Annotated in this window: 14 protein-coding genes; 1 reads left to right on the forward strand and 13 read right to left on the reverse strand. The window is 62.6% G+C overall.

Translation table 11 applies throughout. The annotated features are described in order from the left end of the window. Window position 1: 1 nt before the first annotated feature. The 9 genes from fabD to NUW12_03905 all read right to left on the reverse strand — a co-directional run bounded on the left by fabD (window position 2) and on the right by NUW12_03905 (window position 7,823). Window positions 2-949 carry an ACP S-malonyltransferase gene (gene fabD, locus NUW12_03865; protein ID MCR4401905.1) on the reverse strand — a complete coding sequence of 316 codons (948 nt, stop codon included), beginning with the start codon at window positions 947-949 and terminating at the stop codon, window positions 2-4. After that, window positions 942-1,961 (reverse strand): ketoacyl-ACP synthase III, encoded by a 1,020-nt coding sequence (locus NUW12_03870; protein MCR4401906.1) that lies wholly within the window; start codon window positions 1,959-1,961, stop codon window positions 942-944. Before NUW12_03870 ends, fabD begins: the two co-directional genes overlap by 8 nt. Beyond that, window positions 1,951-2,976 carry a phosphate acyltransferase PlsX gene (plsX, locus tag NUW12_03875; protein ID MCR4401907.1) on the reverse strand — a complete coding sequence of 342 codons (1,026 nt, stop codon included), beginning with the start codon at window positions 2,974-2,976 and terminating at the stop codon, window positions 1,951-1,953. Before plsX ends, NUW12_03870 begins: the two co-directional genes overlap by 11 nt. Further along, window positions 2,960-3,583, reverse strand: a complete 624-nt coding sequence (gene fapR, locus NUW12_03880) for a transcription factor FapR (protein MCR4401908.1) — start codon at window positions 3,581-3,583, stop codon at window positions 2,960-2,962. Before fapR ends, plsX begins: the two co-directional genes overlap by 17 nt. A gap of 422 nt (window positions 3,584-4,005) precedes the next feature. Then, entirely contained in the window at window positions 4,006-4,209 is a 204-nt protein-coding gene (rpmF, locus tag NUW12_03885) for a 50S ribosomal protein L32 (GenBank protein ID MCR4401909.1), read from the reverse strand. A gap of 66 nt (window positions 4,210-4,275) precedes the next feature. After that, window positions 4,276-4,824: a DUF177 domain-containing protein gene (locus NUW12_03890; GenBank protein MCR4401910.1), complete on the reverse strand. Its 549-nt coding sequence runs from the start codon at window positions 4,822-4,824 to the stop codon at window positions 4,276-4,278. An 81-nt stretch (window positions 4,825-4,905) separates the two neighbouring features. Beyond that, on the reverse strand, window positions 4,906-5,793 hold the full coding sequence (locus NUW12_03895; protein ID MCR4401911.1) for a peptidoglycan-binding protein: 888 nt from the start codon (window positions 5,791-5,793) through the stop codon (window positions 4,906-4,908). Window positions 5,794-5,988: 195 nt separating this feature from the next. Continuing rightward, window positions 5,989-7,008 carry a PDZ domain-containing protein gene (locus NUW12_03900; GenBank protein MCR4401912.1) on the reverse strand — a complete coding sequence of 340 codons (1,020 nt, stop codon included), beginning with the start codon at window positions 7,006-7,008 and terminating at the stop codon, window positions 5,989-5,991. Next, window positions 7,005-7,823 carry a patatin-like phospholipase family protein gene (locus NUW12_03905; protein ID MCR4401913.1) on the reverse strand — a complete coding sequence of 273 codons (819 nt, stop codon included), beginning with the start codon at window positions 7,821-7,823 and terminating at the stop codon, window positions 7,005-7,007. The genes NUW12_03900 and NUW12_03905 overlap by 4 nt, the downstream gene beginning before the upstream one ends. A gap of 305 nt (window positions 7,824-8,128) precedes the next feature. Here NUW12_03905 and ylbJ point away from each other — a divergent pair, with 305 nt between their 5' ends. Further along, the gene (gene ylbJ, locus NUW12_03910) at window positions 8,129-9,406 is read left to right on the forward strand and encodes a sporulation integral membrane protein YlbJ (GenBank protein MCR4401914.1); all 1,278 of its coding nucleotides are present in this window, start codon (window positions 8,129-8,131) and stop codon (window positions 9,404-9,406) included. On the opposite strand, the gene NUW12_03915 is transcribed toward ylbJ, so the two are convergent. The 4 genes from NUW12_03915 to NUW12_03930 form a co-directional block, all read right to left on the reverse strand. Further along, window positions 9,369-9,824 carry an ATPase gene (locus tag NUW12_03915; protein ID MCR4401915.1) on the reverse strand — a complete coding sequence of 152 codons (456 nt, stop codon included), beginning with the start codon at window positions 9,822-9,824 and terminating at the stop codon, window positions 9,369-9,371. The genes ylbJ and NUW12_03915 overlap by 38 nt on opposite strands. A 26-nt stretch (window positions 9,825-9,850) precedes the next feature. Continuing rightward, window positions 9,851-10,342, reverse strand: a complete 492-nt coding sequence (gene coaD, locus NUW12_03920) for a pantetheine-phosphate adenylyltransferase (GenBank protein MCR4401916.1) — start codon at window positions 10,340-10,342, stop codon at window positions 9,851-9,853. Next, window positions 10,305-10,901: a 16S rRNA (guanine(966)-N(2))-methyltransferase RsmD gene (gene rsmD / locus NUW12_03925; GenBank protein ID MCR4401917.1), complete on the reverse strand. Its 597-nt coding sequence runs from the start codon at window positions 10,899-10,901 to the stop codon at window positions 10,305-10,307. Before rsmD ends, coaD begins: the two co-directional genes overlap by 38 nt. Window positions 10,902-11,257: 356 nt before the next feature. Then, window positions 11,258-12,109: a DegV family protein gene (locus NUW12_03930; GenBank protein ID MCR4401918.1), complete on the reverse strand. Its 852-nt coding sequence runs from the start codon at window positions 12,107-12,109 to the stop codon at window positions 11,258-11,260. Window positions 12,110-12,233 lie beyond the last annotated feature (124 nt).

Consider the following 12,233-nt stretch of genomic DNA (forward strand, 5'->3'; position numbering starts at 1 on the left):
ATTACCGGACCCCCTTGATGAATTCAAGCGCATCTTCCATAGGGGCCGACGCCTCCGCCGCCACAGCTTGTGCCTCCGGCACGATGCGCCTGACCAGGCCCGTGAGCGTCTTTCCCGGACCGGCCTCCACGAATGCCCGCGCCCCTGTCTCCCACATGTACCTGACAGACTCCTCCCAGAGGACGGGAGAGGACATCTGTTTCACAAGCATCTCCCGCAACTCGTCCGCGTCGCACGACGCCCGTCCGGTCACGTTGCACACAACAGGCACGGCCGGCGTTCCCAAGTCCACACCCCTGAGTTCGGCCTCGAACGCCGAAGAAGCGCTGGTCATCAGCTTCGAATGAAACGGCCCGCTCACCCTGAGCGGGATGACGCGCCGCGCCCCTGCGCGGGAACACAACTCGCCGGCCACCCTCACCGCGCCTGTTTCGCCGGAGATAACCACCTGATCCGGCGCGTTGAAATTCGCCGCGTTCACGTCGCCCGCGCCCGAATTGCGGGCATCTTCACAACAGCGCACGACGTCAATGCGCCCCAGGCCGACGATGGCGGCCATCGCCCCCACGCCCGGCGGCACGGCGGCCTGCATCAACTCTCCGCGCCTCCTCACGAGCCGGACTGCCTGGCTGAACCCAAGACAACCGGCCGCGACGAGCGCCGAGTACTCTCCGAGACTGTGGCCGGCGACGATGCTCGGCTGCATCCCCATGGATTCCAGCACCCTGAAGACGGCCACGCTCACCGTGAGCACAGCGGGTTGGGTGTTCTGAGTGAGGGCGAGATCCTCAGCGGATCCCTGAAAGCACAGTTCGGACAGGCGGAAACCAAGAGCATCGTCTGCCTCCTCGAACACCTGCCTAGCCTCGGCGTACCGTGATGCCAGCTCCTTACCCATTCCCACGTATTGTGCGCCCTGCCCGGGAAACACGAGGGCTATCCTATTCACCGAACTCACCCTTGCACCAGCGGAGGATGGCAGCCCCCCAAGTGAGGCCCGCCCCGAAGGCGACCAACAGGACGCGGGCGCCCTGCTTGAGCTTGCCACTCCTTGACGCTTCGTCCAACGCTATCGGAATGGAGGCTGCGGACGTGTTCCCAAACCTCGCCACGTTGGAGTACACTTTCTCGGGAGTCCCAAGTCGCTCCGCCGCGAGATCGAGGAGCCTCTGGTTCGCCTGGTGAGGGATGACCAAGTCCACGTCGTCCTCAGTAAGCCCTGCCTTGGCGATCACTTCTCGGGTCGCGTCCACCATCACCCTCACGGCGAACCTATAAACCTGGTTGCCCTGCATGTGAATGTAGTGAAGGCCTTCCTCCAGCGTATCCCGGGACGCCGGGTGGGCCGACCCCCCTCCTGGGAGCGTGAGCAGGTCGCCCCGCGTGCCGTCCGCGCCAAGCGTACAGGCGATGACCCCGTCGCTGCGCTCGAGCGGCCTCACGAGGACCGCCCCCGCGCCGTCGCCGAAGAGCACACACGTGTTACGATCTTTCCAGTTCACGATCCTCGAGAGGGTCTCGGCGCCAATGACCAAGACGTTGTCATAAGTCCCCGCCGCCACCAGGCTGTGGGCGACTGAGAGTGCGTATACGAACCCAGTGCAGCCCGCCCCGATGTCGAACGCCGCCGCCTGAGAGGCGCCGATCTTGCCCTGAACGACGCACGCGCACGACGGGAACGGCATGTCCGGGGTCACGGTGGCGACTATCACGAGATCTACGTCCTTGGCTGGCACCCCGGCGTCCTCGAGCGCAAGTCTGGCGGCCCGCGCCGCGAGGTCCGAGGTGACCTCGCCATCGCTCGCGATGCGTCTCTCTCTGATCCCCGTGCGCTCAACTATCCAGGCGTCGCTTGTGTCTACCATCTTCTCGAGATGGAAGTTGGTCAGGACTGTCTCTGGCACTGCGGCGCCTGTTCCCGCGATGCCGGCCCCGCGGACGGTCTTCGCGCTAGCTTCCAACTTCGTTTCCTCCTTCGTATCCCCCGGCCGAGACCATTTCCGCTATGGAATTCACTACTCCCCCGTCGCACGCCGACTTCGCGGCGCGAATTGCGTTCGCAATCGCCTTCGCCTTCGAGCGTCCGTGTGCTATCACGGTCACGCCGTTCACGCCCAACAGCAGGGCTCCCCCATACTCCGAGTAGTCCATGCGCTTGGCGAGGGACTTGAGAGCAGGCCTTGCCAGCAAGGCTCCGATCTTGTACACCACGCTCTTGTTGATGGAGGCCTTCAACATGCTTACGATGGCCTCGCCCACGCCTTCCGCCAGCTTGAGGGCGACGTTCCCCGTGAACCCGTCGGTCACCACCACATCCGCCCTGCCAAATGGGATGTCCTTGCCCTCGATGTTGCCGACGAAGCCAAGGTCCGCTTTGGAGAGGAGCGCGTGAGCGGCGACCACGAGTTCCGTGCCTTTGGTCTCCTCTTCACCATTGCTCAGGAGAGCGACTCTTGGCCTCGGTATCCCCATGACGCTCTTGGCGTACGCCGCGCCCATCTGGGCGAAGGTCAAGATATGATGGGGCCTGCACTCAGAGTTGGCCCCCGCGTCGATGAGGAGGCAGTACCCAACCGTGGTAGGAAACACCGTGGCTATCGCAGGCCTATCCACACCCCGTATCCGCTTCTGTCTCATGATGGCGGACACCATGGCCGCTCCCGTGTTGCCCGCTGACACCATAGCTGAAGCCTCGCCCCTCCCGACGAGGTCCGCAGCGACCAGCACCGATGCATCGCGGGTTTTCCGGAGCGCCTCGACGGGATGGTGCTCGTCCATGGAGATCACACCGCCCGCATGGACCACCGAAATCGAAGACCCTTTCGCGCCTCCGAGCGCCGCCAGTCTCCTCTCAATGGCCTCTCTGTCGCCGACGAGCACGACGTCCACGTCAAGCTCTTTCGAGGCCAGCACGGCGCCGGCCACCGTCTCATCCGGGGCGAAGTCGCCTCCCATCGCGTCAAGGGCGATCCTCATCCAACTTACCCCCCTCACAACTTCCCTTGGTCGTGCCCTCCCCAGGCGAGGAATCCAGCGCAAACACAACGAACTCGCCTCTGAACACGTCCTCGTCAGCGACTCTCGAGACCACGTTCACGTGGTACCTCCGACCCACCCTTTCCGTGACTCGAGCTTTCGCCACTAGCCTATCACCGGCCCTGACAGGTCGCAGGAACCTTACGTTCGCGGTGCCCGTCAGGGCGACTTCCGCGTCCACGAGCGCGACAGCGAGCGAGTTGGCCTGTGCGAAGATATGGTGTCCCCTTACGACGCCCGTCCGCCTGAAAGCCATGTCGGCCGTTGGCTCGAGGATCGAAACGCCCTCTTGCCCCAGCACCACGTGCACAAGGTCCCCTATGACCTCCCCCGTCATCACCGACCGCACGTTCTTTGTGGCTTCCTCCGCCACTCTTCTCGTGCGTTCACGCGATTCGGGGATCCCCAGTTCCAGTCTGTCGAGACGGATCGTCTGCACGCTGACGCCCAGTTTCTTCGCAAGCTCCCTGTCGGTAACGAAGGGATCCCCCTCGAGCATCGCTCGAAGGCGCTCATGACGCTCGGACTTGGATGGTTTCGCGCCCAATGGGCTATCGCTCCTTGAAGAGGGGCCATCCTGCGCGGAAGGAGCGACCATCGATCAGATCGCCACCCCTCCTGGAATCCCGTTGAGACCACGTATTAGTATCTGCTACTAATTCAGTATACACTGCCTCCCCAACGTTTGCAAGCCCGAGCCGCCGACTTTGGGGACGTTCACAGACCAAGAGTTCGGAAAGCGACAGAGAGCATGGACGAGGCCTGCGCAGGACCTCGCACCGTTGCGCACCGTAGCCATGGAGACGAGCGGTCTACCAAAAAAGCAAGCCCGATGGGCGAGCATTCTCACCGAAGCCCGCCTCGGGCAACTTGCCACGACCAATTTCAAGAGGGAAAAACCTCGACGTGGAGAAGTCGGGTCCCGACCGAACCTCCCGCAAGACCGCGAAAACCCGGACAGTGAAGGGTCTACGCTTCCTTTCTCTTCCTCTTTTCCTCTTCGACCTCCACGACCTCACGCCCATCGTAGTATCCGCATTCAGGGCATACCCGGTGAGGCATTCTCACGGCGTGGCATTTCGGACACTTCGCGAACGCCGGCGGATCGATCTTCCATGTCGCGCGGCGTTTCCTAGTCCTGGATTTCCCGAACTTGCCCTTTGGGTTGGCCATCTCTATTCCACTCCTGTCAGGAAAGGTTTGAGACCGTCTATTGCCGGCATGAGTCTTAGTTGAGCCTCAGTTGCGTGTCGACCTGCGAAGATCGAGGTCCGCCAAGGCTGCCAAACGAACGTCGTAAGACCTTGCAGTGCAATCGCACGGACCGTCGTTGAGGTTCTTCCCGCACGACGGGCACAGTCCCTTGCACTCGTCGCCGCAAACAAGCTTGATGGGTATCGCGAGCGCAAGGCTCTCTCTCACTCCAGGCCCGATATCGACGAGATCGCCTCGATACTCACACACGTCGTTCGTCCGACCGTCATCCTCGGAAGAACGAGCCGGGTGTCCATCATCGCGCCCCCTGACGCACCGTTGCTCGAAATCAGACACCACCTCGAGCTCGAACGGAGCTAGACACCTGTCACACGTGACCGCGAGCCTGGCTCTTGCCTTGCCCTGGACCCACAGGACGCCGTGCCCGGTATTGGTGACTCTCGCTTTCACCTCAACAGGAGCTCGGACCCCTACTTCCCTGCCTGCCGCGGCCAAGCTTCCGATGGGCTCTCGCAGCTCCACGTCGATGCTGGCGCCCTTCGTGTCCTTTATCGTCGACACATCGATCCACACAACGAGCAAGCCTCCGCACAACAACACAAATTATAAGCCAGGGCGTCCCTGGCGTCAAGAAAAAGCCACAGACTGCGGCGATCACCCGCCCGCGGCAGCCTGCCGCACGCACGCCTGGTGAGCGGGATCCTCCTTGCCGGAGCCGTGCAGCTTGCTTCCGAGGAAGTGGATGCAGAAGTGCCCTGGGAACCCGTTGTCTCCGACCGTCTCACCACCATGCGGCATCCCGTTCATGGAGGCCGCGATCCGCCTCCCGGCCACCTCCACCACAATGGGACGTCGGTCCCAGCTCCACCTGCCTCCGAATGCTCTCTTCATGATCGCAGTGTCCTCGGCACTGGCCGGTTCCGCGTCGGCATGAAGATGTCCGCCCCTCCGCCTCACACGAAACGCAAGCCCCGTGCGGACGTCTATCACCGTAGCATCCGACCGGAAAACGCCTTTCACCTCGTCCCAGTGGAGGATCTCAACGGGCCCGCGCCCGCCCCTCGACGGAGAGTCCTCCACGTTGGGAATTCGAAGCTCCTGGCCGACCGCGATTCTGGAGGGATCGCGAATGTCGTTGGTGCGCACAAGATCCTGCACGTCGACGCCGAACCTTTCGGCAATGGCCCATAGGCTGTCGCCCTGGGTCACTCTGTAGGTCCTCACGCGCCCCTCACCGAGCTTGGCCTCAAACCGGTCCCAGGTGGACGCGCCCACCACGCCGTCCACTTGCAGCCCCTGCTCGCGTTGGAAGTCCTCCACCGCGCGCTGTGTGACCTCGCCGAACACCCCGTCACACTCGCCGCTGTAGATGCCGAGAGCCGCGAGTCCCTCCTGCAACAGAACGACGTCCTCCCCCGTCATGCCCCGTCTGAGCACGCGGGAATGCGCGCTCACCGTCGAAGGGCATGTACACACAAAGAGGACGATGAGGATGACTGCAACCACACGCACGCGTCCACGTCCCAGCGTAACCTCACTCAACGCATTCGCCTCCTGACGCCCGCTTCTCCGCGCCGCCCGGCGAACCGGGGCACAGCCATGACTAGCCGACGGTTTCAGAGAGCTCACCCGCCGCGCTGGTTGCAGCCGCTTCACTCGCCTCGAGTCAGATCGCCTCGCCGGCTTCCGCAAGCGTGCAATACACCGCCCGACCCCGGGGACTCCTACCAAATCCTATTATTCTCCGGAAGCGCCATTTCCCCTCCCTGCAATCTCCTCCAACGCCCTCAAAGCGTCGTCGACGTCGTCCACCGCGATCACCTCGAGACTCGTGGCGGCCGTCTTAGCCTCCTCGAGGTTCTCGAAGGGCACCAGGAAGTACTGCGCGCCCGCACGCATAGCGGCGGCGACTTTCTGTTTCACCCCGCCCACAGGTCCCACCACACCGGCGAGATCAATGGTACCTGTGCCCGCGATCACATGGCCGCTCGTGAGATCTCGCGGGTCAAGTTGGTCGAGGATCTCAAGGGCGAACATGAGGCCTGCGGATGACCCCTTTATGTCACGAGGGTTGATGGTGATCGCCAAAGGTAGATCCTGAGTGATGCTGGCGCTGACCAATATCCCCACTGCCGCCCGCGCCCGGTTCTCGGGGTGTGGGACCGTTCGTATCGTGAGCTCTTCTACCTGCCCATCTCTTCTCACGGTGAGGTCTACCGGCGTTCCCGGCTTGCGCGCGCCTATCCTCCTTACGGCTTCGTCTGCGGTCTTCACGGGCCTGCCGTCGACGGCCAAAATGACGTCCCCTTCTCTGAGCAAGCCTTCCGACGGACTTTCCCTCAATACTTCTTCCACCCTCACCGCGGTTTCCACGACCACCTCGATTCCCAGCTTTCGAAGGGCGACCGCTCCCGCGATCACCTCGCTTTCCCTCATCAAGCTCTCCATTATCTTGAGGTACTTGCGGCTGTCGAGGCCAGGTGGAATCTCGCGGCTGCGAGGCACCAGGTCCACGACGGGGGACACTGCGGCGTTCACGAGAGACAGGAGACCCGCCGGACCGCTGGTGACAGCTGTGAGCAGGAATGCGCCCTTCGCGTCCCGGCTCCCCCCTTCCACCTTGACCATCTCCGACAACTTCTCCGCAGGTCCCGGAGAGACGACCACATAGGTCCGGGCCAGATGAAGGTGAGCTCCCCATCCGACCAAGAGGGCACCCGCGAGTGCGACTGCGACCGAGGCCCGCCTCCCGCTCACCAAGCCGCCACCTCCTCCAACACCCTCGCTATCCTCGGCAGGGCGGCGCGGGCCGCAGCTCTGCCTCGATCGATGATCTCTGCCGCAAGGTCCAGCCGCGTGGGACCGATGTCGGTCAGGTCTGGGGCTATCACTACGTCAGCGTCGATTATCCTCTGACGGAGTATGGTGAGCTCCATCAGCTCGATCGCCGTAGTTATCACCTCGAACACGCTGTGTACCGGCTCCTTCCTGTGACGGTCGGGAGCCCCGCCCGCGTTGCCGCCGGCGGATACCGCGATGACCAGATCCGCCCCCATCTCCCGCGCGTGCCGCGCCGGGACTCTATCCAGGACCGCTCCGTCTACTAGGAGACGGCCCCCGACCCTTACCGGCGCCACGATCCCGGGCACGGCGATGCTCGCCCGGATGGCGAGCGCGACCTCACCCTCTCTCAAGAGCAACTCCTCACCAGTCTCTATGTCCACGGCAGTAGCCGCGAAAGGCATGGAGAGGTCGTCAAAGGACCGGCCGCCTGTTAGAACCCTCAGGAATTCAAGAATCCTCTCTCCAGCGATCAGGCCCATCCTTGGGAAGCAGAAGTCCACGAGGTGATCCCACTTGATATGCATCGCAAGCCGCTCCATCATCGCGAGGTCCCTGCACGCGGCATAGATCCCGCCGACAAGGGCGCCCGCGCTCGACCCGACTATCATGTCGACGGGGACTCCGGACGCCTCCAAGACCTGCAGCACGCCTATGTGGGCGAGACCCCTCGCCGACCCAGCCCCAAGGGCGAGGCCTACCTTCGGGCGCGGACCTCGAGCGGACGTCATCCCACCACTCCTCAGAATAGCTCTATTGGCTTTGCGAACTCGATATGCCTTGGGTCTTCGCGCTCCAGCGCACTTCGCCCGCGGCGCGCTGCGCTTCACCAGCAGCTTCACGAGCAGGGTGCAGCTCTGTGAGTCTTCTTTCTCGTGCGCTGAGGGGCAGCGCTTGCTTGTGGCATTCCACCCAGTGGCTAATTAGCATAACACCCCCCCACTCCTAATATACATCTACGGACAACCGGGGAAGGACCCGGCACCTCCCACGGGACGGGGTCAGGCTGCCGGGACACCAAGGAGGCGGGCACGCGATGGGCGGTCGGGCCACCACAAGGCGAGCGACGTACTTGACAGCGGCATGTGCCGCCGTCGTCACCATCGCGATAATCATCCACCCTGACGTGGCGTTTGAGGCCTCAGTGGAGGGTCTGCGACTATGGTGGGAAGTCGTCTTCCCGGCGCTGCTCCCCTTCTTCATCGCCTCGGAAGCGCTCATGGCTCTGGGAGTGGTCCATTTCCTCGGAGTGCTCCTCGAACCCCTCATGAGGCCGATGTTCGATGTCCCAGGAGTGGGCGCGTTCGCGTTCGCCATGGGTCTTACGGGAGGCTATCCGATCGGGGCACGCATTACAGCCAACCTCCGCAAGCAGGACCTGTGCAACCGGATAGAAGGGGAAAGGCTGGTGAGCTTCACGAATACCGCTGATCCCCTCTTCATGGCTGGTGCGGTGGCTGTAGGTATGTTCGGGGTGCCCTCCCTTGCTCCAACAATCTGTGGAGCTCACTACATCTCAGCCGTGATCGTAGGAGTGCTGCTCAGACTCCACGGAGGACCCCAGATGCGCCGTGGGGCGCTGGACGGACGCAAGGAGAACATATTCTCGCGGGCTTTCAATGAACTGTATCGAGCGCGGGAAGCAGACGGGAGAACCCTGGGGCAGCTTCTCGGGGACACCGTGAGAGACTCGGTGAACAGCATGCTCCTGGTTGGCGGGTTCATAATCATGTTCTCGGTGATAATCCGAGTTCTCACCGTGGCCAGGATGACGGAGCTCCTCGCAGTCCCGCTCACGGTCGTGTTGAGCCCACTCGGCCTCGACCCGGCTCTAGTGCCAGCCCTGGTGAGTGGCTTCTTCGAGATAACCCTCGGCTCGGAATTGGCAAGCAAGGCCGCGGCGCCCCTCATTCAGCGCTTGGTGGCGGCGAACGCCATAATAGCTTGGTCCGGACTGTCGGTCTTCGCTCAGGTTACCACGATGTGCAGCGGCACGGACATCCGGATGGCCCCGTACGTCGCTGCTCGCGTTCTGCAGGCGGCCATCAGCGCGGCTGTCACCATCCTGCTGATGAGCCCCGTTGGCCGCACTCTCGCCCAACTGGTCGTCCCAGCCTTCGTCGCTCAGGCGCCCGGCGGACGAGTGTCTTTCGTCACGCACATCGGCGTGTCGTTCTCCGCCTTCGCCCGACTTCTGGGCCTCATGATCGTGGTCTCTCTCGTGATTTGGTCGCTCCGACGCATACGCGTCGTCACTCTGCGGGTGAAGAGCAGGACTACCCCTTCCTCTTCAGTTCCTCGACGCCGCGTCTGACCACCTTCAGAGTCTTCTGGAGGCTCTCTTCCATCTTCAGGAGGGTCTGGGCAGCGTATTCATCGGCCCCACTCCTTATCTCGCTCGCCTGGGCCCTCGCCTCTGCTATTATCCTCGCCGCCTCGGCCTCCGCTGCCTTGACCACTTCCTCCTGGGAAACCAGCGCCCCAAGATGTTCCTTGGCCGACGCCCTCAACCTTTCCGCCTCGGCTGCGGCTTCGGTGAGGATGCGGTCCTTCTCCGCCAGCACCGCCTCCGCGTGCTTCACTTCCTCCGGCAACGCGATGCGTATCTGGTCCAGTAGCTCCAGCATCTCATACCTGTCCGCCAACACCCTGTTGAGGAGCGGCACCCGTCGAGCCGTCTCAATCGTTTCCTCCAGCCTGTCCAGAAGATCCACGATCTTGGTCTTACCCACCACTGCTCCCCCTCGTCACGCCCGCCTCACGTGGCGGGACGGAACTTGTCGGCGAGGCGGCGCGCCACTTGATCTGGCACGAAACCCCTCACGCACCCGCCGAAGCGGGCTACTTCCTTCACCATGCTCGAACTCAGGAAAGCATGCTCATTGGACGTCATCATGAAGACGGTCTCGATGCCTCCCCCGATCTTGCGGTTCACGGAGGCCATCTGAAACTCGTATTCGAAGTCAGACAGCGCGCGCAGGCCGCGAACTATCACGCGCGCGCCGTGCTGCCGGGCGAACTCCACTAAGAGCCCGGAGAAATGTGCTATCTCCACGTTCGGCAGATGCCCGAGGGTCTCCCGCAGCATCTCGGTGCGCTCATCCACACTGAAGAGCGCGTCCTTGGCCGGGTTGTTCAACACCGCCACCACTACCTTGCCAAACACCCTCGATGCGCGCTCCGCGACGTCGATGTGACCGTTGGTCACCGGATCAAAACTGCCCGGGTACACCGCTGTGACTACTTGCATCACCCCCATCGTTCGCCCTGTAAAACGACACGAGCGTGTCACCGAATCTTTCCTGCCTTACCAATTTTACATTCGCGCAGAGATATGGCATCTCCTGCCTACGTTCGTGCCGCGCCACTACAACACCGTCCTGCTTGACCACACCGTGTTTCGCTATGAGCTCGAGGGTCATGGGAGCAAGGCCGTGACCATATGGAGGATCGAGAAAGACGATGTCGAAGGGTTCCTCCCTCCCCGCCAGCACGCGCACGGCCCACCTCACGTCGGCGTGGATCACCCTGGCCGGTCCCGCAAGGCAAGTCTCCTCCAGGTTCCGACGGATTACACCCACCATTCTCCGGTCACACTCGACGAAGACGACGAACGCCGCGCCCCGGCTAAGCGCCTCGATACCGACCGACCCCGTCCCGGCAAAGAGATCCAGACATCTCGCACCAGTTACGCTAGGTGCGAGGATGTCAAATATGGATTTCTTCACACTGTCCGTCATCGGGCGCGTTCTCATCCCGGGCGCACCGAGAAGCCGCTTCCCTCTTGCCTTTCCCGCTATCACGCGCATCTCTGATAGTATACCCCGTAGTAGAAAACATGGCACAAATTACCATGCAAAAACCTGAATAAGCCGTCGGATGGCGCGCAAACTAGCATCGAAAGAAGAGCCGAGGAAAACGGCACCCAGACGGTGCCGGGGTTCCAAAACCCTCCCCCATAAGCTCTTCCTCCGGTTTCTCCTCTCCCACGGGATGACGGTCGCAAGACCGTCGTCTTATTTCTGCCGTTGTTTTCTTCTATCATCGGCCTCGCAGCGACATCGGCATAGAAAGGCCCGGACGGGTTCACGGTCCCCCCCGGGCCGAGGAGATCGCACAGCGTGCGCCTCGCATCTAGGTGCGATCCGAGCGCTGGCCGCCGCACCTAGCTTGCGGGATGAAACGCGACAGCGATGGTGCCTGGCCCGGCGTGCGAACCGATCACGGATCCAATCGTCGTGACTATCGTCTCCTCACAGGCAAGCTCCTTCTCTACCGCGTCTTTCACTACCGAAGCTTCATCGGGTGACGCGGCGTGAACGACCGCCACTCTCAGTCTCTTGTCGGCAGGCGCATGCTTTCCCACCGCATCGACCAGTCTCGCCAGGATCTTCTGCCTTGAGCCACGCACCTTCTCGTAGGGTGCCACCTCTCCGTCTTGCATCCAAAGAAGCGGACGTATCGACAGCAACGTGCCGAGGAACGCAGTGGCCTTCCCTATCCGCCCGTTCTTCTCAAGGTACTCGAGGGTATCCACCGTGAAGAAGACCTTCGTGATCCCGATGAGCTCCTCAACCCTCGCCACGATCTCTCCCATTCCCGCGCCGGCCGCGGCCATCCTTGCCGCCTCCAAGACCAGAAGGCCCGTGGCGGCAGACGCAAGTCGTCCGTCGATCACGCGGACCGGTGCCCCTTTCAACTCTCCTGCGGCGATGACCGCGGACTGATACGTCCCTGACAGCTTGCTCGAAAGATGGATGGACACGACTCCGTCCGACCTCGAGACGAGCTGCTCGTACACGACAGCGAAGTCGCGCGGCGATGGTTGGGAGGTTCTCGGGAGGACACTGGTCGAGGCCAGTTTGGCGTAGAACTCCTCGCTCGAGAGGTCCACACCGTCGCGGTAGACCTCGTCCCCGAAGTGCACGAAAAGCGGCACGACCGTGATCCCTAACTCCCTGTACAGGTGCGGCGGAAGATCGGCGGTGGAGTCCGTCACTACCGCAATCTTGGCCACAGGCCTCCTCCTCCTTCTTGCTGCATACGAGACGCGACCCGAAAGCCAGCACGAGTCCCGGATCTACCGCGCGAGCCCCACCATGTCTCGACGACGCCCGGTCAGCCCGAAGCCCGTGAAGCAA

This window comes from Bacillota bacterium, assembly GCA_024653485.1.
Classification (GTDB): domain Bacteria; phylum Bacillota; class SHA-98; order UBA4971; family UBA4971; genus UBA6256.